Source organism: Streptomyces griseus, from assembly GCF_900460065.1.
Lineage (GTDB): Bacteria > Actinomycetota > Actinomycetes > Streptomycetales > Streptomycetaceae > Streptomyces > Streptomyces griseus.
This window is the reverse complement of sequence record NZ_UAVD01000052.1, coordinates 243,045-263,749: the sequence shown is the minus strand read 5'-3', so window position 1 is coordinate 263,749 and position 20,705 is coordinate 243,045. Positions and strand designations below refer to the sequence as shown.

The following is a 20,705-nucleotide window of genomic DNA, read 5'->3' as shown; positions in this document are numbered from 1 at the left end:
GCCCCGGGCGCGGCGAGCCTCGGCCGAGCGGGCGACCGCGGGGGGAGGATGGCCGGGGGCGGACCCGACCGGGACCGCCCCCGCACCGCCCCGCCGCGTGGAGAGGCCCGGCCATGAAACCGCTCGACCATCCGCTGATCCCCCCGGCCGGCGGCCGAGGGCCCCGGCGGACCGCGGACGCCCGACACGACCTCGTACCGGTGATGGCGTGAACGCCCCTCCGCCCGGGAACGCGTCGGGCGAAGGCCGTTACGGCGAGGCCTTCTTCCGCCCCGACCGGGCCGGGGAGGAGGTGCGCATCGACTTCGGCGCCGTCGCCTACGACGACTTCACGATGGCCCGACTGCGCTCTCTCGGCGCCGGACCGGGATGGCGCTGCCTCGACATCGGCGCCGGAACGGGCACGGTCTCCCGCCGGCTGCTGGAGGAGGCAGGGGTGGCGAACGTGCTCGCCGTGGACCGCGACGTACGGTTCCTGAGCGCACGCCCCGTCCCCGGCCTCGACGTGCTCCAGGCCGACATCACCCGTCCCGGCTTCGCGCCCGGCGGCTTCCAGCTCGTACACGCGCGTTTCGTGCTCATGCACCTGCCCGAACGGGACCGCCTGATCGAGCACCTGGCCGAACTCCTCGCACCCGGAGGCGTCCTGGTGCTCAGCGACGCGGTCGACCTGACGAGCGACCGGACGCCGGTCACCCCGTACACCACGGCGATGCGGGCCATGTGGCAGGGGCTGCGGGCCACCATCGGCACCGACGTCTCCCGGGTTCCGTCCTACCCGGGCCTCCTGCGCGGGGCGGGGCTCCAGCGGGTGGCGGCGGAGATCCACGTACCGCCGCTGGTACCCGGCAGCGCCATCAGCCGCTTCTGGGCCGACACCTGGCGGCGCGGCAGGGAGGCGATGCTCTCCACGGGCCTGGTCGACGACGCGGCCGTCGACGCGGCGGCGCGGTATCTGGAGAGCGACGAGTGCGCCGCGCTGTCGGCCGGCATGCTCACGGCCTGGGGGCGCAAGCCCGAGGGCGCCACCGGCTGACCGGCACGGGCCACCGGCCGGAACGCATGCGGCGCGACGCCACCGAGCGCCCGAAAGGATGAATCGACCCCGGAACCCGGTGTGCCCCGAGGACGGAGGCCGCACCCTGCCGGGAGGAACGCCCGCCGCCGCACCCACCGTGGGGTGCGCGGCGGCGGGCGAGGGGGAGTGGCAGTGGAATCAGCCAAGGGCCGGCCGCGGGTGCCGTTGCGGGACTGGGCACGCTACCGGTTCGACCGTACGCTGGCCCGCTCGACCGGCACCCTGATGGGCTGGCTGGTGATCACCTGCCTGGCCGTCGTGGTCCCGGTCAGCCTGCTGCTCGTGTGGACGGATCCCGGTTCGCCCGCGTCCCTCTCGGGGCGGCTGATCGCGACCTGGCGGATGAGCGCGGAGACGCTGCGTCTTGGAGCGGCCACCGGTACGCCGCCGCGTCTGGTGCTCTCCGCTGTGCTCGGGCTGGTCGCGCTGCTCTGCGTATCGACTCTGGTCGGGGTGATCACGACCGGACTGGCCGAGCGGATGGCGGAGTTGAGCAGGGGACGGTCCACCGTCCTTGAGCAGGGGCACGTCCTGGTGCTGGGCTGGTCGGACCAGGTGACCACCGTGGTGGGTGAACTGGTCGCCGCCCGGGCCCCGCGCCGGCCGCGCGCCATCGTGCTGCTCGCCGACCGCGACAAGAGCGAGATGGAGGAGGCGCTGACCGCGCGGGGCGGTCCGGCTTCCCGCGCCCGGATCATCTGCCGCAGCGGCCCCGCCAGTGACCCGGAGGTCCTGGCACGCGTCAGCCCGCGATCGGCGAGCACCGTGGTGGTGCTGCCGTCGAACGGACCGACGGCCGACGCGGAGGTGCTGCGCGTCCTGCTGGGCCTGCGGGCGGTCCTCGGCGAGGGCACGGACGGGCCGCCGGTGCTCGCCGCGATCCGCGACGACCGCTACCGGGCCCCGGCCCGGCTGGCCGCGGGCCCCCGCGGCACGGTCCTGGAGACCGACACGGTCACGGCCCGGCTGATCGCGCAGTGCGTCGGCCGCCCGGGGCTCTCCCTCGTCCTGCGCGACCTGCTCGACTTCGCGGGCGACGAGTTCCATCTCGCCGACTCCACGGCGTTCCACCACGGCCCCTTCGGCCCGACCCTGCTGAGCCACCCGCACTCCTGCGTGGTGGGGCTGCTCACGCCCGAGGGCCGAACGCTGCTGAACCCGCCTGCCGACACCGCCGTCCTGCCCGGAAGCCGGTTGATCGTGCTCGCCCGCGATGACGACAGCACCCGGGTCGAGGACTGCCGCCATCTCGTCGACGCCGCGGTGATCGCCCCAGCCCGGCCCGAGCCGGACGATCCTTCGCGGCTGCTGCTGCTCGGCTGGAACCGCCGGGCCCCCCTGGTCCTGGACCAGTTACGGAGCACGGCTCGCACCGGCTCCTCCGTGGAGGTGGTCGCCGACAGCGCCGTACCCGGACCGAGAGGAACGGAGGACCGGCAACCGGCCGGTCGCGACGTGCGCTTCAGGCAGGCCCCCCTGTCACGGCCCGAGACCCTGCTCGGCCTCGACCTCGACCGGTACGACGCGGTGGTCGTCCTGGGCCCGGACCGGGGCGACGGCCCCGACCACCCGGACGACTGGACCCTGGTCGCGCTGCTGGCCGTGCGCCTGCTGGACGGGCGAACCGGACGCGAGACGCGGGTCGTCACCGAGCTCGTCGACGACCGGAACCGGCCCCTGGCACCGGTGAACAGCGGCTCCGACGTCATCGTCAGCGGGATGCTGATCGGCCTCCTCATGGCTCAGATCGCCCAGAACCGGCATCTGGCGGCCGTCTTCGAGGAGTTGCTCTCCGCCGAGGGCAACACCGTCTGTCTGCGGCCCGCCGGCGCCTACATCCGCCCGGGAGCCGAGGCCACGTTCGCCGGCGTCGTCGCCGCCGCGCGGGACCGGGGCGAATGCGCGATCGGCTACCGCCGGCACGACATCACCCGCACCGGGACCGGGGACCAGGGCATCAGGCTCAACCCGCCGAAGGGCGAACGGCGCGTCTGGTACGCCGAGGACCAGGTGGTGGTCATCGCGACGGACCACCACGGCCCGCCCGCACCCGCCGCCGGACCGGACGCGTCCGACACAGCGGACTCCGCACCCTCGGGAGCCCGTTAGGGCGTGTTGCGAAGCGAGCGTGCCTGCCAGGCGCCGCCGCGCAGGCGGGACTTCACCCCGCAGGTCCGCCCTTCGGGCGACGACGGCAGTTCGACGACAGGACCTAGCCCCAGGTGAGCGGATCGAGATGGAGGTAGAAGCGCAGCCGTTCCGGGTCCGGGGCGATGCCGTAGCGCTCGGCGAACGCCGCGTCGGCGAACCGCGCCCGCTCCTCGTCCACCCAGGTCTCGCGCGCGTTGGCCAGCAGCAGCGCCAGGTCGGCGTGGCGGTCGGCCGCCCCGAGCCGTCCCAGGTCGATGAAGCCCGACACCTCCAGGGTCTCCGGATGGAGGACGATGTTGGGCAGGCAGAGATCACCGTGGCAGACGACCGTGTCGGCGGCCTCCTGATCGCGCCGACGGGCGAGCTCCCCGGTGAGCCGGGCCAGCAGCTCCGCCGGGGGAGCGAGCCGCTGCTCCACCGGCAGGAACTCCGGATGCACCGCGCCACGGGCCACCACGTCACGGGCGGCGTCGACCACGGAGTCCAGCCCCCGGCGGAACGGACACGAGGCCACGGGTACCTCGTGCAGCCGACGGACCGCGTCCGCGACGGCCCCCCAGGCAGTGCGAAGGTCATCGGCGCCCACCCGATCAGCGGGTACGCCGGGGACGGCACGGGTGACCAGGCAGGCGCCCGCGTCACCGGCGTACCAGTCGAGGACGCGGGGGCCCGGTACGCCCTGCCCGCTCAGCCAGGCGATCCGGTCGCGTTCCGCCTCAAGACCGGCCGCGTCCGCGGCGGGCACGCACTTGGCGTACCGGGTGGCGTCCGCGGCGCGAAAGACGGAGGCGCCCGATTCGCCCGCGGTGACGGCCAGCCAGTCGCCGCCCACGCCGAACAGCTCCGGCGTGACGGCCCCCGGCCCGGGGTGATCACTCATGGCGCAGACTCTAACCAGCCCGACGCCTCCGGCCGTCCCGGAGCACCCGAACCGAACCCGGTGTGTCGGGCTCGTTTATGCTCCCGCTGGGGGCTGACCGGAAGGCGAGCTGAACATGACTGGGCAACGCGACCGTTGGGCGGAACTGACCGGTGGACAGGCTGGGGAGGAATACGCCCGGAGGTTCGCACGGCTCGCCGCGTCGGGCCACGACGTCCACGGCGAGGCCTCCTTCTGCGCCGCGTTGCTGACCCCGGCCTCCCGAGTGCTCGACGCGGGGTGCGGCACCGGCCGGATCGCGATCCGCCTCGCCGAGCTGGGCCACCACTGCACCGGCGTGGACGTCGACTCCTCGATGCTCGCCGTCGCCCGCCGCGAAGCGCCCGCACAGGACTGGCTCCTCGGCGACCTGGCCCGGCTGGACGACCTCGGCCTGGAACCCGGCTTCGACCTGGTGCTCGCCGCCGGAAACGTCATCCCCCTGCTGGCCCCCGGTACCGGAGCGACCGTCGTCGGGCAGCTGGCCGCCGCCCTGCGCCCCGGCGGCCTGCTGGTCACCGGCATGGGGCTGGACGCGGCACACCTGCCGCTCGACGAAGCACCGCTGACCATCGCCGAGTTCGACCAGTGGTGCGCCGGGGCCGGACTGACCCCCCGGGAGCGCTGGGCCACCTGGAGCGGCGACCCCTACCACGACGGCGGCGGTTACGCGGTCAGCGTCCACACCCGCCCCGCCGGGTGAACCCGCGGCCTCCGGGAGCCCGTTCCCGACGCCCGCTCACCGAACGCCCCCTTCTCTGCCCTCGCCGTCCCAGGACCTGGAGCTACCGGCATGCCACGCGTCGTCCTCGTCGAAGATGATCCGTCCGTACGCGACGGCGTCGAGATGGGGCTGCGCCGCCGCGGACACGAGGTCCTCGCCACCGCGACCGGAGAGGACGGCCTGGCGGCGCTGGACGCCTTCCGCCCGGACCTCCTGCTGCTCGATCTGATGCTGCCCCTGATGGACGGTGTCGAGGTGTGCCGCCGCGTACGCGCCGACAGCCAGTTGCCGATCATCATGCTCACCGCGCGCGGCGACGACATGGACATCGTCGTCGGCCTGGAGGCCGGTGCGGACGACTACGTCGTCAAACCCGCCCGCACCGAGGTCATCGAGGCCCGCATCCGTGCCGTGCTGCGCCGCATCGAAGCCCCGGCCGGGGTGCGGCCCGCCGTCGAACACCACGGCGACCTGGACATCGACCGTGCCGGCCACACCGTCCTGAAGTCGGCGGAGCCGGTCGCCCTCGCCCCTTCCGAGCTGAAGCTGCTGCTGTTCCTGTCGGCGGCTCCGGGAAAGGTCTTCAGCAGACAGCGGCTGCTGGAAGAGGTCTGGGACCACAGCTACCACAGCGATGTGCGCTTGGTGGACGCCTGCGTGCGCCGACTCCGCATCAAGATCGAAGACCGGTCCGAGGACCCCCGCTACATACAGACCCTGCGGGGATTCGGCTACCGCTTCGGTCCGCTGTGAAGATACCCGGAGCGTCCGCCGCGTTCGGCGTGCGCACCCGGTTGGTGCTCGCGTTCCTCCTGGTCGCCGCGGTCAGCGCGGTCACGACGGCGGCGTTGACCTACCGGGAGGCGCGCAGCGCGGTCCTCGAACGCGCACAGGACACGGCCGTCGCCTCCTTCCGCGAGGAGGTCGAGCGGTTCGTGCCCGGCCTGCCCCTGGACCTGGAAGCGGTCCGGTGGGAGCTGTACGACATCGCGGCCCGCTCCAAACCCCATCCCTGGATCGTGTTCGCCGAGTACGGTTCGACGCGCGTCTCCTCGGGCGACCGGCCCGTCTCCGGCGTGCTGACCGAAGATCTGCGCCGTGCCGCGCGGACCGCGCCGCACGGCAGCTTCCAACGGGTCGTCAAGGACGGGAAGGCGTATCTCACCATCGGTATGCCGGTGATGACCCGGGTCGTCGCGGGCGGCGGCGCGGTGCCCAGCGGTCTGATCCTCTTCGCCGTGATGCCCATGACGAACGAGGAGACGGACATCGACGCACTGGTGACCGCCGCCCGCGACGGTGCGCTGCCGGGGCTGGCCGTGGCGTTGGTACCCGCCCTGTTCGCCGCGCGCAGCGTGCTGCGCCCCGTCCGTGAACTGCGGCGTGCCGCGGACTCCATGGGCGGCGGGCGGCTCGACGCGCGGATCGCCGTGCGCGGCAGGGACGAGATGGCCGACCTCGCCCGGACGTTCAACAGCTCTGCGGCGCGTCTGGAACACTCCGTGCAGGAACTCCGGGACGCCGGGGCGCGGGCCCGGCGTTTCGCCTCGGACGTCTCGCACGAACTGCGCACCCCCCTCGCGGGGATGCTCGCCGTCACGGACGTGCTGGACGAGGAGGCCGCGACGCTCGACCCGGACACCGCCCGGGCGGTGCGCCTGATCAGCGCCGAGACCGGCAAACTGGCCGTGCTGGTGGAGGACCTGATGGAGATGTCCCGCTTCGACGCCCGCGCGGCCGAACTCACCACCGACGAGGTGGACGCCGCGGAGGCCGTGAGGCGCAGCCTGTCCGGCAGGAAGTGGCAGGACCGGGTCCGTGCCGAGCTGCCCGAGGGCATCCGGATCCGCCTCGACCCGCGCCGCTTCGACGTCATCGTGGCCAACCTCGTCGGCAACGCCCTGCACCACGGGGCCGAACCCGTCACGGTCCGGCTGTCGTCCCGCGCGGGCTCGCTGATCACCGAGGTGCGCGACAGCGGACCCGGGATCGCCCCCGACGCGCTGCCCCACGTCTTCGACCGCTTCTACAAGGCGGACGCCGCCCGCTCCCGCTCGTCGGGCAGCGGCCTCGGCCTCGCGATCACCCAGGAGAACGTGCGCCTCCACGGCGGCACGATCCGCGCCCAGAACGCGCCCGGGGGCGGTGCGCTGTTCACGGTGGAACTGCCCTTCGACGGACCGGCATCGGGCCACGGGGCGCCCGACGGTCCGGCGACCGCACACGGCGAAGGGCCGGGGACCGGCCCTCACACCAGCACGGAGGCCGGAGCGTGAGGAAGCGGACGTTCCGCGCGATCGGGCCAGGGCGTGTTGCGAAAGTCCCGCCTGCTCGGCGGCCTCTGGCACGCACGCTCGCCGCGTTGTCGGGATCGCCCCGGTACCTCCGGTATCCGGGCGGCCCTCCGCCGTGCGATCGCACGCACCGGACGCCGCCGAGCCCGCCCTCCGGACGGACGGCGCTCCCTTCGCGACACTCCCTGGCCGCGCTGCTGTTCCTCGCAGGGGCGCTGCTCTCCGGCTGCGGCATCCAGGAGACGGGCGTGGTCGCGGCCGGGAGGCCGCCGGTCGGTGACCTGTTGCCCCCGCGCGACTCGCGGGTGCTGCTGTTCTTCCTCTCTCCCGACGACGAACTGCTCCCCGTACCACGCATCGTCGACGTCCCCTGGCAGGGCGACTCCGGGAGCCCGTCCCCGGACGGCGAGGAGGCGAGTGAGGTGCTGTCGCCCCTGACGGCCGTCACCGCCCTGCTCGACGGGCCGAACAAGGCCGAGCGGAAGGCCGGTCTCCGCAACGCCCCCTCACTGCCCCGGGAGGCCTCCGCCGCCGACCGGGTCGTGACGGGCGCCTCGACCGTCGAGGTCAGGCTGGACCTGCGGGTCAGGCGGCTGTCCGCCCCCGCCCGCGACCAGCTCGTCTGCACGGCCGCGTTCGCCGCCCATACGCAGGGGGCCCTGCCCGTCGTGCTGATCGGACAGGACGGTCGTCTCGCTCCTGCCCACTGCTCCCTCCGCCCGGTCCCGGCCCCGGCACGCTGAGCACGCGAAGGGGGCGCGGAGAGGCCGGCGGCCCCGGCCAACGCACCGGCGGGCACGGAAGCGGCCCGTCGGAACCTCCGTTCCGACGGGCCGCTTCGCCCGGCATCAACCCGGACGGTGCTCCACCCGGGGGCGTGTCACCTGCCGAAGAAGGCGTTGTGGATCGTGACCGCGGACTCGTTGCCGCCCTGGTCGGTGACGACGGCCCGCAACGAGATCGCCCTGTCCTTCGCCGGGGCGCTCACGGTGACCTTGCCCGAGACGACCTTGGCGGGCAGCCACTTCTCGCCGTCATACGACACCGTCACCCGCAGCGACTTGAGGCCGGCTCCGGCCGCCGCGCCCTGGACGACGACGGGGAACGTCTGCTGGGAGCCCGCCGGAACGGTGGAGTCCAGCGCGAGCCGCGGCTGGAAACGGACGGTCGAGACCGGCAGCGTCTGCGGAGCCTCGGTGCGGGCCGAGGTGAAGGTCCACGAGGCGTCGATCCGGTTCCCGGCGCGGTAGACCGCCGGGTTCCGGTTGACCGTGGTCGCCACCTTGTACGCGGCGGACTCCGGCGGCAGCGCGAAGGCCCCTTGGTCGACGGCCGCGTCCTCCTTCGCGTACAGCACCCCGTCGCGGTGGATCGTGGTGGTCGCACCGGCGTAGCGGGCGAACCCGGTGTGCCCCTGCCCGTCGCTGAGCAGGTCCAGCGAGCCGTAGAGGTTGTCGCCGTCGCGCACCAGCCCGTCACCGGCCTTGATCCGCGGCCCCATCACCCCGGCGTGGAACGTCTCGGTGTGTGTCGTTCCCGGTTCGAGCCTCCGGGACGCGTCCCAGGAGTACGCCGCCTCGATCCTCCGGCCGCCCGCCGGGTCCGGCTCTCCCAGGACACCCGCCGAGATGTTCCAGACGGCGTCGTCGTCCGTGGACAGGTACACCTTCCGGGTCCCCGGCAGGGGGTGCGCGGTGAAGGCCGGGTCGACACCTCCGTTGGCCAGTTCGCCGTACGCCTTGACGACCCCGTCGAGGCCGGGCGCCGACGCACCGATCCGCACCTTCACCAAGGCCATGTTCTTGGTCGTGTACGTCTTGCTGTAGCCGGTGGCGAGCTCCGGGACGATACGGCCCGCGAGCGCGTTGTACTCGGTGGCCCCCCGCTTCCAGTGGGCCGACCACTGCTGGTAGAGGGTGGAGTCGCCGGTCACCGGGGAGCCCTGGTACGCGGTGCGCACGTTGTCGAAACTCGTGAAGTCGCTCCACAGGACGATGCCCGTCTCGGGCGTGTTCAGGGCGTACATCATCCCCGCGCGCGTCGGAGTGGCCGTCGCGTCCGGCACCTTGAACGTCACCGGCCGGGTGGTCCGGGCGTCGAGGTCGACCGTGGTCGGACCGGTCACCGAGAAGCGGGGGTTGTTGATCAGGTCGGCGCCCTCGCCCGGAGCCGCGGGGTCGACCAGCATGTCGGCCGACAGGTTGTAGGTGCCGCGCGGCAACCGCACGGTGACGGAACCGGACGACAGGTCGGGGAAGAAGCGCTGCCCCGAGGCGTGGCCGGAGTAGCCCTTCAGGTCGGCCTGCCAGCCGGTGCTGGGCGCACCGTCCCGCCCGGTGGCGTTGAAGGTGACCTCGTACGACTCGGCCTCGCGCTCGACCGTCGCCGCCGTCCGCACGCCCAGGCCGCCCCCGGACGCCACGACGGTGGCCGAGTAGGAGCCGTCGACCGTACCGCCGAGGCGGGTGTCGGCCGTCAGGTCCACGGCGGCTGTGCCGCCCGCCGGGACCGTGACCCGCTGCGCCCCGAGGGTGAAGAAGCCGGCCGGGGCGGGCTGTCCGTCCCCGCCGGTCGGCGCGGACAGCGACAGGTCCAGCGTCACGTCGGCGCTGCCGTGGTTGCGGTAGGTCACCTGCTCGGTGACGGGGGCGTCGTCGGTGTGGGGCCAGGCCTGGGTGCCCAGGTTCAGGGAGACCGGCTCGGCCACGACCGTCTGGTCGATCGCCTTGTCGACGGCGAGCCGGCCCGCGCCCTGCTGGAAGACGGAGTGGGAGCCGCCCTCGGCCGAGCCCGTCAGGGCGGCCTTGAGCTGGGCGCCCGTCCAGTCGGGGTTCTTCTGCTTGAGGATCGCCGCGGCCCCCGCGACGTGCGGAGTCGCCATCGACGTGCCGTTCAGGCTGTGGTAGCCGGGCGGGTTCTGCCCCGCCACGCCCTCCGCCGCGGCCGCCGTGATCGACACACCCGGTGCGGTGATGTCGGGCTTGACGGCCTTGTCGCCGGTACGGGGGCCGACGCTGGAGAAGTCGGCGATCAGGTCGTCGTCGTCGACGGCGCCGACGGTCAGGGCCGCGTCGGCGCTGCCCGGCGAAGCGACCGTGCCCCGGTCGGGGCCGTTGTTGCCCGCGGCTATCGCGAACAGGACGCCCTTTTCCGCGGAGACCTTGTTGACCTGGGCTTCCAGCGGGTCGATTCCGGGGGTGTCGAGGCCGCCCAGGCTCATGTTGATGACGTCGGCGCCCTGGGCGACGGCCCAGTCGACGCCCGCGATGATGCTGGAGTCGTCACCGACGCCCTGGTCGTCCAGCACCTTGGCGTTGATGAGCTCGGCCCCGGGGGCGACCCCCTTGAACCGGGCGTCCTTCGCACCGGTGCCGGCCGCCGTGGAGGCCACGTGCGTGCCGTGCCCGTCGCGGTCCCGGGCGTCCGGCGAGGCACTGAAGTTGCGCTCGGCGGCCACCCGGCCCGCCAGGTCCGGGTGGGTGGCGTCGATGCCGGTGTCCACGACGGCGATCTTCACACCGGTGCCGTCGAGCGACCTGGCCCAGGCCGCGGGGGCGCCGATCCGACCGGTGCTGCTGTCGAGCGAGGCCTTGCGCACACCGTCGAGCCAGATGCGGGCGATGCCGGACGCGGTGGCCGCCGAACCGTTCGCCCGCTGACGCGTCAGGGTGTCCCACAGCGCGCCTTCGTCGTCGGTGGCCGCGGCGGTGGTGACGGCGTCGGCGTCGAGGGCCGACAGGGTCCGGCGGACGGTGGTGCCGTCGGTGGACCGCACCTCGGCACGGGCGGACCCGGCCGACGCTCCCCGGTATCCGACGATCACCTTGAGCCCGGCCCGGTGGGCCTTGAGGCTCTCCGGACGGGCCAGGGCGGTGATGTCGAACAGCCGTCGGTCCAGTCTGCCGTCGGCGATCAACTGCCGGGCGTCGCGCGGCACCACATGGGTGCGGCCGTCGTGGATCTCGGTGAAGAAGGGGATGTCCTCCCGGCCCTTGGCCCGTTCGATGCCGCCGACCCGGCCCTTGGCGTCCACGAGGACCCGGTCGCCGGTGATCAGGGTGACGGTGCCGGCGGTCCGGCCGGCTGCCTCCGAGGCCTTGGCGGCGGACGGGGACGCCGTGTCCGGGCCGCCGGTCTTCCCCGACGCCGGACCGGTCATGCCCGCGCTCAGGGCGACCGAGGCCGCGGCGATGAGCGCGTACGCCCGCGTTGATCTTTTTCGCAAGACTGCCCCTGCTCAGGAGTGGTTCGGGCGGGCGAAGGCCCGGCCGCGCGGGGCGCGTTCGGATATGCGTTCGGCCCCGGATTCCTGAAGTATGCCGAGGCCGTTCGGACGCACTCAATGATCGTTGTGTAACAGCGGGGGACCCCGATCCGGGGTGCGCGCGAGGCCGTACGAGCCGGGATCAGCCGGCCGACGGGACCGGCTCCCACACGCCCGACCACTGCTCGGCGCCGTACTCCTCGAACCGTGCCACCTCGGTGAACCCCAGCTTCCGGGCGAGGCGCAGGGAGGGGCCGTTGTCGATCCGGGTGCAGAGCGCCACCGGTTCGCCGGGACACGAGACGGCGAACCAGCCGAGCACGGCGGCGCACGCCTCGGCGGCGTACCCGAAGCCCCACGCCCCAGGCAGGAACATATAGCCGAGCTCGGCGCGGCCGACGTGCCGACAGCGGTCGCCCGAAGGCTCGGCGGCCCGGCGTTCGAGCGTGACCGTGCCGACCATCGCTCCGTCGAGCTCCACGACGAAGAGGCCCCGGCGCCGTCCCGGCACCTCGGGAACGGCCCGCTCCAGCTCGTCTCGCGGACGGGCGCCGCCGAGGTGGGCGCCCACCTCCGGCGATGCGAACAACTCGATGAACGCCGCACGGTCCCGGGCCTCGGAGGCACGGAGCCGGAGCCGCGCCGTGTCGATCGGGGCAGGTGGCCAGGGAACACGTTCGAAATCGGTCATGGGGGGCAACCTACCGCGCCCGTCCCGGGAGGCCGACAGGCGGCCGGACAGCCCAACAGGGTCTGGGCCCAGCCTGGTTGAGCCGTGCCGGTGGGTGAGTCGGCTCCCGGCCGACGAGCGCCGGGCCGCGGAACCGAACGGTCCCGTCGGTGTCGGGGGCGGCATCGGCTGGGGCCCGGTCCGAGCCGGTGCGCATCGCGGTCGACCTCGCCCCGGGTCGCCCGGTGGATCATGGTTGTAGCCTCGTGGAATGACTGCGATCTTCGACGAAGCCGTCCGCGCCCGGCTGCGAGCAGCCAACATCTGGTACGTCGGCACCGTGTTCGCCGACGGAGCACCGCAGGTCAGCCCGATGTGGGTTGACCTGGAAGGAGAGGGGGAGCTGACGTTCAACACCTCGGTGGGCCGGGTGAAGGAGGAGAACCTGCGCCGCGACCCCCGCGTCTATCTCTCGCACGCGGACGCCGCCGATCCCTTCGACCGGGTGCAGATCAGCGGCGAGGTGGCCCGTTTCGTCGAGGGCGCCGAGGCACACGAGCGGATGGACCGGTTGGCGCGGAAGTACCTGGGCGTCGAGCGGTTCGAGTGGACCATGCCGGGGGAGCGACGGGTCGCGGTGATCGTGCGCCCCGTGAAGGTACGGCACATCGTCGGAGTGGAGCGTTTCCGGCCCGGCGGCCCCGTACCCGCCCCCTGAACCCCGTCCCGGAGGCGCGTCGGACCTTCCGTCGACGTGCCCCGGCCTACGGAAGCTCCGTGCTCGGGCGACGGCGCCAGTCCCACTCGGGATGCCGCGCCAGCAGACCGAGGAACCCGCTCACCGGCAGGATCTCGAAGTGGTTGGTGTCCACGAGACCGTCGACGCCGGGGAGGACCTCGCGGAGAAGAGTTCGGGCCGCTTCCATGGACTGGCACGACACGTGAACCGCGTACGGTGCGCCGACGAGGGCGGTCACCTGGTCGAGTTCGTCCGGCTCGTACTCCGCCAGGATCCGGCCGGAGAGATCGAGGGCGTACGAGAACCCGTTCCGGTACAGCCTTTCGCAACCCGTCACCGGATCCGGCACGAGCCGCCCGAGCGTACGGATCCGACCTTCGAGCGCCGGGCGCTGTTCCACGGGGACGAGGATGATGACATCCGGCCAGGACACGTGTTCACCTCCACGGCAGTATCGGTACCCCTCCCGGACCGCCACGCTCCAGCTCCCCCGGGAGGGAACGGCGGGGTGCCGGCGGTCGGGCAGGTCACCGCGGGAGTCACCACGCCGCGATGACCGGTGCGCCGGGTGCGCGGTGCTGCCACGCCTCGTCGAGGCGCGCGAGCCGGTCCCTGGCGGCGATGCCGTACAGCGACGCGACCCTGCCGTCGCTGACCTCGAACGCCACGGCGCCCACGACCCGTTCGCCCGCCACGGCGACGACGGCGAGGGTGCCGTTGACCCGCGCGAGATGCATCGCGAGCGGGGCGCCGGCCAGCCGCCGCTTCGCCGGCGTCGGCCTGAAGCCGGCCCGGACGAAGGAGGCGACCCGCTCGCGCGACGTGTACCGCAGCAGCCGCCTGGCCAGTCCGGCACCGTCCGAGACCGCTGCCACGTCGTCGGTGAGGAGCGCGACCAGCCGATCGGTGCGCCCCGACGTGGCGGCGGCGAGGAACTCCTCGACGACCCGGCGCGCGGACGCGGGGTCGGCCGCGCCGCCGCGGCGGCGCTCGGCGGCGACCCGGGTGCGCGCCCGATGGGCATGCTGCTGGCTCGCCGCCTCGGTGATGTCGAGGATTGCGGCGATCTCGGCATGGCTGTACGAGAAGGCCTCACGCAGGACGTAGACGGCCCGCTCGGCCGGCGAGAGGCGTTCCAGGAGGGTCAGGACCGCCAGGGTCACCGATTCACGCTGCTCGTAGGTGTCGGCGGGGCCGAGCATCGGGTCGCCTTCGAGGAGCGGTTCGGGCAGCCACGCGCCGGCCGTTCGCTCATGACGCGCCTGTGCCGAGCGGAGCCGGTCGAGGCAGAGGTTGGTGGCGACCTTGGTCAGCCACGCCTCCGGCACCTCGATCCGCTCGCGGTCCGCGGCCTGCCAGCGCAGGAACGTGTCCTGCACGGCGTCCTCGGCGTCGGCCGCCGAGCCGAGGAGGCGGTACGCGAGCGAGGCCAGCCGGCTCCGGCCGGCCTCGAACCGATCCACGGCTGCGCTGTCCATGGGCACCAGCCTAGGCGCTGGCCCGCAATTCCCGGCGGGGCACGGGCGTCAGCCGGTGCCTGCGCTTCGGCAGGCCGAAGGTCGGATGGGCGATGCCCCATCCGGCGCTCCTGAGCACACCCGACTTGAGCCGCGCGGCGGTTCGCCCGCCCAGAAACCAGGTCTTCGACCGGACGTCCCCGTCCACCATCTGGAAGATGGCGTCCCGGCGTCCGAGGCTGATGTGGTTCCCGAAGTACTTCAGTCCGGTGGCCGGGACCTCACGGCCCGTCAGGCGCGCGATGATCGCGGTGGTCGCCCGCATATTGGTGAGACCGGCCGAGGCGCAGGACATCGGCAGTGGCCGGCCGTTCTCGCCGATCGCATAGGCGCAGTCGCCCGCGGCGTAGACATCCGGGTGCGAGACCGAACGCATGGTGCGGTCGACGACGATCTGTCCTGTCCCGGCGACTTCGAGGCCGGCGGCGGCCGCCATGGGGTGCACGGCGAACCCGGCCGACCACACCGTCACGTCGGCCGGGACGGACCTGCCGTCGGCGGTGACCACCCGGGTCGGCTCGACGGCTTCGACCGAGGTGTGTTCGTACACGGTGACGCCGAGCCGGTCGAACGCGCCGCGCAGATGGCGACGCGCCTTGGGGGAGAGCCAGGCGCCGAGCTCGCCGCGGGCCGCGAGTGCGATCGAGAGCCCCGGACGCGACTCGGCGATCTCGGTCGCGGTCTCGATGCCGGTCAGCCCCTCGCCGACGACCACGACCGTGCCGCCCCCGCCCAGGCCGGCCAGACGTTCCCGCAGGCGCAGCGCGGAGGACCGGCCGGCCACATCGAAGGCGTACTCGGCCGCGCCGGGGACCCCGTGGTGGGCGACGGAGCTGCCGAGCGCGTAGAGCAGGGTGTCGTAGGCGAGTTCACCGGCGCCGTCCTCGCCGGTCACGGCGACGGTCCTGTGCCCGGGGTCGATTCCGGTGACGCGCGCCACCCGCAGCCGCACCCCGGTGCCCGCGAACACGTCGGCGAGCCGGCGGGACGCGAGTTCCTGGCCGCTCGCGAGCTGGTGGAGGCGCATCCGCTCGACGAAGTCGGGTGCGGCGTTGACGACGGTGATCCCGGTGTCGGCGGGAGAGAGCCTGCGGGCCAGGTTGCCGGCGGCGAAAGCCCCGGCGTAACCGGCGCCCAGTACGACGATGCGGTGCTTCATGCATGGCTCCTGTCTCGTTCGTGTGCCCTCTGAACGGGATGGCGCCCCGATCGCTGACAGGAACCGCGTGTGAGGCGGGTCACTTCGCGATCCAATCCCTTCGCGCCGCCGCTCCGAATCACTGGTGAGGGCGGGCCCGAACTTCTTCCGAAGGCGCAGGTGGGATCGATGACCCGCACACGATCACTGCTCACCCCTGATCTTCCGCCCCGGTTCGCGACACCGGACCTTCCGGGAGCACGGGCCGCAGACGCCGTTCGGTCACGACCGCGACCCGCGCGGCACCGGGCGGGACCGAGCGGGTCGCCGCCGCCGGAACCGCCCGATCGGCCCGCCCGGGCGGGCCGAGGCCGACAGCCGGCCGACCGAATTTTGTACGGTTTGCCCGTATGTAGTGGGTCGTAACCACAAAAAGGGACTTTTTGCCGTGCGTGAGAATTTGCCACGCCGCGAAGAGAAGGGCTATAAGAGGCATGTGGTTCAGGCGCCGCCGGGAATTCCGGGGAGGCCGCCATGGAGGTTTCCCATGTTTCTGACTCCGTCCGACACGGAGAAATTGCTACTGAGTGTTGCCGGAATGATCGCCCGTGACCGACGTGCCCGCGGCGTCCGCCTCAACTACCCGGAGACCGTCGCCCTGCTCGCGTGCTGGGCGATGGAGCGGGCCCGCGAGGGAGCCCCGGTCAGCGAGCTGATGACTGCCGGCAGGTCCGTCCTCACCCGTGCTGAAGTGCTGGAAGGCGTCCCTGAGATGCTGCACGACGTCCAGGTCGAGGCGACCTTCCCGGACGGGCGCAAGCTCGTCACGATCACCTCGCCGATCCCGTGATCCCGGGCGAGATCCGGACCGGCTCCGGAGTGCTCCACATCAACGCCGAAAGCGCGGCACTGCCTCTCACCGTGGTGAACGACGGCGACCGGCCTATTCAGGTCGGATCCCATCTGCATTTCTCCGACGCCAATCCGGCACTTTCTTTTGACCGGGCTGCGGCCCGGGGATTTCGGCTCGATATTCCCTCGGGCACATCCCTGCGTTTTGAACCGGGGGTCGGGGTCGACGTCAGCCTCGTCGAACTCCGCGGCCGCCGCCGCGTCCCCGGGATCGTGCCACCCGGGACCCGGGACCCCGCCTCGCTGCCCACGCCCCGAACGGAGGAGCCGTGACATGGCCCAGCTGACCCGCGCCGCCTACGCGTCGCTCTACGGCCCCACCACCGGGGACCGGATCCGCCTCGCCGACACCGACCTCTGGATCGAGGTGGAGGAGGACCGGTGCTTCGGCGGCGACGAAGCCGTCTTCGGAGGCGGCAAGTCCATTCGCGAGTCGATGGCCCAGGCCACCGCGTCCCGCGCCGAGGGCGCCCCCGACCTGGTCATCACCAACGCCGTCGTCCTGGACCACTGGGGCGTCGTCAAGACCGACGTCGGTGTCCGCGACGGGCGGATCGTCGCCCTCGGCCGCTCCGGCAACCCCGACATCAGCGACGGCGTGCACCCGGACCTGGTGATCGGCCCGGGCACCGACGTGATCTCCGGCGAGGGGCGCATCCTCACCGCCGGAGCCGTCGACACCCACGTCCACTTCCTGATGCCGGAGACCCTCCACGAGGCGCTCGCCACCGGCACCACCACCGTCATCGGGGGCGGCACCGGCGCCACCGAGGGCTCCAAGGCCACCACCGTCACCCCCGGCGCCTGGAACCTCGCCATGATGCACCGGTCCCTGGACCGCGTCCCGCTCAACGTCATGCTGTTCGGCAAGGGTTCCACCGTCGGCGAGGAAGCCCTGCGCGAGGCGGCCCTCAGCGGCGCCGGCGGCTACAAGGTCCACGAGGACTGGGGCGCCACCCCGGCCGCGATCGACGCCGCGCTGCGGGCGGCCGACGCCTACGGCCTCCAGGTGGCGCTGCACGCGGACAGCCTCAACGAGGTCGGCTACGTCGAGGGCACCCTGGACGCCATCGCCGGACGCGGCATCCACGTCTTCCACGCCGAGGGCGCGGGCGGCGGCCACGCTCCCGACATCATCACCGTGGCCTCACACCCCAACATCCTCCCCGCGTCCACCAACCCGACGCTCCCGCACACCGTCAACACCGTCGCCGAGCACCTCGACATGCTGATGGTGTGCCACCACCTCAACCCCCGGGTCCCCGAGGACCTCGCGTTCGCCGAGTCCCGGATCCGGGCCACCACCATCGCCGCCGAGGACGTGCTGCACGACATCGGCGCACTCTCCATCACCTCCTCCGACGCCCAGGCGATGGGCCGCATCGGCGAGGTCGTCTGCCGCACCTGGCAGGTCGCCCACGTCATGAAGCAGCGTTTCGGCGACCGCGACAGCGAACTGCCCGCCGACAACGAGCGGGCGCGCCGGTACGTCGCCAAGTACACGATCTGCCCGGCCGTCGCCCACGGCATCGACCACGTCGTCGGCTCCGTGGAGCCCGGCAAGCTCGCCGACCTGGTGCTCTGGGACCCCGCCTTCTTCGGGATCCGGCCCGCCGCCGTCATCAAGGGCGGCATGGCCGTGTACGCGCCGCTCGGCGACGCGGGCGCGGCGATCCCCACCACCCAGCCGGTCCTCCTGCGCGCCACCTCCGCCGCCGAGGCCGCGCCGCACCTCTCGGTCAGCTTCGTCTCCCCGCTGGCCCTGGCCGACGGACTGGCCGAACGACTCGGCCTCGAACGCGAGTTGGTGGCCATACGCCCCACCCGGCATCTCACCAAGGCGGACCTGCCGAACAACACGGCGCTCCCGGCCATCGACGTGGACCCCGAGACCTTCGCCATCCGCATCGACGGGGAGCTCGTCGAGCCCGCCCCCGCCGCCGAACTGCCGCTGGCCCAGCGGTACAGCATGTTCTGATGGCGCTGCTCGCCCCCTACCTCCTCGCCGACGGGCGGCTCCCGGTCGGCGCCCACACCTACAGCGCCGGCCTCGAACCGGCCGTCGCGGCAGGCCTCACGCGCGCGCAGATACCCGCGCTGCTGAGGGCCCGCCTGCACACCACCGTCGTCACCGAAGCGGCTGCCACCGCACTCGCCCTGCGCGCGGCCCTGCGCGCACCGGTGGACTTCGCGCCCGTGCAGGAGGCACTCGCCGCCCGGACGCCGACGGCGCCGCTGCGCGAGGCGTCCGCCGCCCTGGGCCGAGGCGTGCACCGCCTCGCCCGTCGACTGGACCCGGACCATCCCGCGGTCACCGCCCTGGCGCGGATCCGGCCGCGCCCCCTGCGACCGGTCACCCTCGGGGCGCTCGGGGCCGTCCTGGGGGTGGGGGAGGAGGAGCTGGTCCACGGCGTCGTCTACGACGAACTCCAGACCATCGCCTCCGCCGCGCTCAAACTGCTGCCCGGCGACCCCCTCGACTCGGTCGCGTGGATCGTCGCCGCCGAAGCGGACGCCGCGAGAACCGTCACCGAGGCGCTGGCCGTACGCACCCCCGCCGAACTCCCCGCCCGTACCCCACCGCTCACCGAGCAGTGGGCACTTGAACACGACCGACGCGAACGGAGACTCTTCCTTGCCTGACAACGCATCCGCCCAGCAGCCGGGACAGCCCGCCCAGGGCCCCAACGAGCACTACCACCAGCCGCTCAACCAGCCGCGCGCCCTGCGCATCGGCGTCGCCGGCCCCGTCGGCACCGGCAAGAGCTCCATCCTCGCCACCCTCTGCCGCGAACTCGCCGGTGAACTCTCCATGGCCGTCGTCACCAACGACATCTACACCGACGAGGACGCCCGCTTCCTCCGCTCGGCCGGCGTCCTGCCCACCGAGCGCATCCGCGCCGTCGAGACCGGCGCCTGCCCGCACACCGCGATCCGCGACGACGTCAGCGCCAACCTCGACGCGGTCGAGGACCTGGAAGAGGCGTACGGGCCACTGGACCTGGTGCTCATCGAGAGCGGGGGCGACAACCTCACCGCCACCTTCAGCCCGGCCCTCGCCGACGCCCAGCTGTTCAGCATCGACGTCGCGGGCGGCGGGGACGTCGCCCGCAAGGGCGGCCCGGGCATCACCGGCGCGGACCTCCTGGTCATCAACAAGACCGACCTGGCCCCCCATGTGGAGGTCGACGTCACCGCGATGGTCGCCGACGCCGAACGGGCCCGCGACGGTCTGCCCGTCCTCGCGCTGTCCAAGCACGATCCGGAGTCGATCGCCCGACTGGCCGACTGGGTGAGGGCCGTGCTGGTACGCCACCGCTCCGGCACCCACGTCCCGACCGACCCCGGCCCGATGGCGCCCCACAGCCACAGCCACGACGGCTCGTGACCGGCCCGCCCGCGCCCGCCGCACGCCCGGCCGAGCCCGACGACCCCACGGTCGTCGCCGTCGAGCGCGACGCCTCCGGCCGGCACCTCGCCCGCGAGCTCTCTCCCGGGGCGTTCCTCGCCCCCCGCCCCCTGCTGCCGTGCGCGGACCGCCTGCGGATCGCCCTCGTGGGCACCCGGGCCGGACTGCTGGCCGGCGACGATCTCCGGCTGCACGTGTCCGTCGGCCCGGGGGCCCGCCTGGATCTGGTCGAGCCCTCCGGTCTGGTGGCCTACGACCACCGGGGAGGCAGATCGGCGTGGCGGGCCAGGATCGACATCGCGGCAGGAGGCCGTCTGGACTGGGACGGAAAGCCGTTCGTGGTCGCGCACGGCGCGTGGGTCGACCGCACCATGGAGGTGACGCTCGCGCCCGGCGCCCGGATGCTGTGGCGCGACACCCTCGTCCTGGGCCGCTCCGGTGAACGCGGCGGGCGGGTCCGGACCAGGACGAGGGCCGAGTACGACGGCCGGGAACTGCTGGTAGAGGACCTCGACCTGACCGACCCGGACATCCGGGAGCTACCCGGTGTGCTCGGCCCGAACCGGATCGTCGGCTCCGTCACCGCCCTCGGCACCCGTCCGCCCGGACCGCCCCACCCCTACCGGACGGACCTCGCGGGCCCCGGGGCCCAGGTCCGGCTGCTGGACACCGAGGCGCCGGCGATGGAAGCGGAACTGTCGGCCCTGTGCGAGCACTGGCGCACCGAGAACGACCACGCATGACCGGTCAGGGGCGTCCCCGCACCGTGAAGGGGCCGGGTGGCGCCCCCGGCCCGGCGGTGCGGCACCGCGCGACCGGCTCGCAGCGTGGTTCCTCCGGAGTCGGCCGTTCCCGCCGACCAGAGCGGGAACCAGTGTCGCCGGGCGCCG

At 73.2% G+C, this 20,705-nt stretch carries 19 protein-coding genes; 13 read left to right on the top strand and 6 right to left on the bottom strand.

Annotated elements, in window-relative coordinates; genetic code table 11:
* The first annotated feature begins 208 nt into the window (after positions 1-208).
* The gene (locus tag DTB53_RS33240) at positions 209-1,036 is read left to right on the top strand and encodes a class I SAM-dependent methyltransferase (RefSeq protein ID WP_012377650.1); all 828 of its coding nucleotides are present in this window, start codon (positions 209-211) and stop codon (positions 1,034-1,036) included.
* Positions 1,037-1,210: 174 nt separating this feature from the next.
* The gene (locus tag DTB53_RS33235) at positions 1,211-3,187 is read left to right on the top strand and encodes a CASTOR/POLLUX-related putative ion channel (RefSeq protein ID WP_012377649.1); all 1,977 of its coding nucleotides are present in this window, start codon (positions 1,211-1,213) and stop codon (positions 3,185-3,187) included.
* Between the two features lie 103 nt (positions 3,188-3,290).
* Here the strand turns inward: DTB53_RS33235 and aph(3'')-Ia are convergent, their stop codons facing one another.
* Positions 3,291-4,109: an aminoglycoside O-phosphotransferase APH(3'')-Ia gene (gene aph(3'')-Ia, locus DTB53_RS33230; RefSeq protein ID WP_012377648.1), complete on the bottom strand. Its 819-nt coding sequence runs from the start codon at positions 4,107-4,109 to the stop codon at positions 3,291-3,293.
* 115 nt (positions 4,110-4,224) lie between these two features.
* Here aph(3'')-Ia and DTB53_RS33225 point away from each other — a divergent pair, with 115 nt between their 5' ends.
* The 4 genes from DTB53_RS33225 to DTB53_RS33210 all read left to right on the top strand — a co-directional run bounded on the left by DTB53_RS33225 (position 4,225) and on the right by DTB53_RS33210 (position 7,909).
* The gene (locus DTB53_RS33225; RefSeq protein ID WP_012377647.1) at positions 4,225-4,851 is read left to right on the top strand and encodes a class I SAM-dependent methyltransferase; all 627 of its coding nucleotides are present in this window, start codon (positions 4,225-4,227) and stop codon (positions 4,849-4,851) included.
* 90 nt (positions 4,852-4,941) lie between these two features.
* Positions 4,942-5,625: a response regulator gene (locus DTB53_RS33220; protein WP_012377646.1), complete on the top strand. Its 684-nt coding sequence runs from the start codon at positions 4,942-4,944 to the stop codon at positions 5,623-5,625.
* A complete protein-coding gene (locus DTB53_RS33215) occupies positions 5,622-7,148 on the top strand; it encodes an ATP-binding protein (protein WP_012377645.1) in 1,527 nt (508 codons plus the stop codon). The genes DTB53_RS33220 and DTB53_RS33215 overlap by 4 nt, the downstream gene beginning before the upstream one ends.
* A gap of 86 nt (positions 7,149-7,234) precedes the next feature.
* The gene (locus tag DTB53_RS33210) at positions 7,235-7,909 is read left to right on the top strand and encodes a hypothetical protein (protein WP_012377644.1); all 675 of its coding nucleotides are present in this window, start codon (positions 7,235-7,237) and stop codon (positions 7,907-7,909) included.
* A 137-nt stretch (positions 7,910-8,046) separates the two neighbouring features.
* Here DTB53_RS33210 and DTB53_RS33205 read toward each other — a convergent pair whose 3' ends face one another.
* Together DTB53_RS33205 and DTB53_RS33200 are read right to left on the bottom strand one after the other, a co-directional pair.
* A complete protein-coding gene (locus tag DTB53_RS33205; protein ID WP_012377643.1) occupies positions 8,047-11,391 on the bottom strand; it encodes a S8 family peptidase in 3,345 nt (1,114 codons plus the stop codon).
* A 181-nt stretch (positions 11,392-11,572) separates the two neighbouring features.
* Positions 11,573-12,121 (bottom strand): GNAT family N-acetyltransferase, encoded by a 549-nt coding sequence (locus DTB53_RS33200; protein ID WP_012377642.1) that lies wholly within the window; start codon positions 12,119-12,121, stop codon positions 11,573-11,575.
* 250 nt (positions 12,122-12,371) lie between these two features.
* Here DTB53_RS33200 and DTB53_RS33195 point away from each other — a divergent pair, with 250 nt between their 5' ends.
* Positions 12,372-12,818, top strand: coding sequence for a TIGR03618 family F420-dependent PPOX class oxidoreductase (locus DTB53_RS33195; RefSeq protein WP_003964110.1), 447 nt, complete (start codon positions 12,372-12,374; stop codon positions 12,816-12,818).
* A 46-nt stretch (positions 12,819-12,864) separates the two neighbouring features.
* Here DTB53_RS33195 and DTB53_RS33190 read toward each other — a convergent pair whose 3' ends face one another.
* From DTB53_RS33190 to DTB53_RS33180, 3 genes are all read right to left on the bottom strand, one after another.
* Complete coding sequence (locus DTB53_RS33190) at positions 12,865-13,272, bottom strand: hypothetical protein (protein ID WP_106431664.1); 408 nt, start codon at positions 13,270-13,272, stop codon at positions 12,865-12,867.
* A gap of 106 nt (positions 13,273-13,378) precedes the next feature.
* Complete coding sequence (locus tag DTB53_RS33185; RefSeq protein WP_012377640.1) at positions 13,379-14,317, bottom strand: sigma-70 family RNA polymerase sigma factor; 939 nt, start codon at positions 14,315-14,317, stop codon at positions 13,379-13,381.
* Between the two features lie 10 nt (positions 14,318-14,327).
* A complete protein-coding gene (locus tag DTB53_RS33180; RefSeq protein ID WP_012377639.1) occupies positions 14,328-15,515 on the bottom strand; it encodes an NAD(P)/FAD-dependent oxidoreductase in 1,188 nt (395 codons plus the stop codon).
* 526 nt (positions 15,516-16,041) lie between these two features.
* Between DTB53_RS33180 and DTB53_RS33175 the strand changes: the two genes are divergently transcribed.
* Genes DTB53_RS33175 through DTB53_RS33150 form a run of 6 tightly spaced genes read left to right on the top strand, consistent with a single transcriptional unit; the run spans position 16,042 to position 20,558 of the window.
* The gene (locus DTB53_RS33175; RefSeq protein WP_003964106.1) at positions 16,042-16,344 is read left to right on the top strand and encodes an urease subunit gamma; all 303 of its coding nucleotides are present in this window, start codon (positions 16,042-16,044) and stop codon (positions 16,342-16,344) included.
* A complete protein-coding gene (gene ureB / locus DTB53_RS33170; RefSeq protein ID WP_003964105.1) occupies positions 16,341-16,679 on the top strand; it encodes an urease subunit beta in 339 nt (112 codons plus the stop codon). Before DTB53_RS33175 ends, ureB begins: the two co-directional genes overlap by 4 nt.
* 1 nt (position 16,680) lies before the next feature.
* Positions 16,681-18,384 (top strand): urease subunit alpha, encoded by a 1,704-nt coding sequence (locus tag DTB53_RS33165; protein ID WP_012377638.1) that lies wholly within the window; start codon positions 16,681-16,683, stop codon positions 18,382-18,384.
* A complete protein-coding gene (locus DTB53_RS33160; protein WP_003964103.1) occupies positions 18,384-19,049 on the top strand; it encodes an urease accessory protein UreF in 666 nt (221 codons plus the stop codon). Before DTB53_RS33165 ends, DTB53_RS33160 begins: the two co-directional genes overlap by 1 nt.
* Complete coding sequence (gene ureG / locus DTB53_RS33155) at positions 19,042-19,794, top strand: urease accessory protein UreG (protein WP_012377637.1); 753 nt, start codon at positions 19,042-19,044, stop codon at positions 19,792-19,794. Before DTB53_RS33160 ends, ureG begins: the two co-directional genes overlap by 8 nt.
* Positions 19,791-20,558 (top strand): urease accessory protein UreD, encoded by a 768-nt coding sequence (locus DTB53_RS33150; protein WP_012377636.1) that lies wholly within the window; start codon positions 19,791-19,793, stop codon positions 20,556-20,558. Before ureG ends, DTB53_RS33150 begins: the two co-directional genes overlap by 4 nt.
* Positions 20,559-20,705 lie beyond the last annotated feature (147 nt).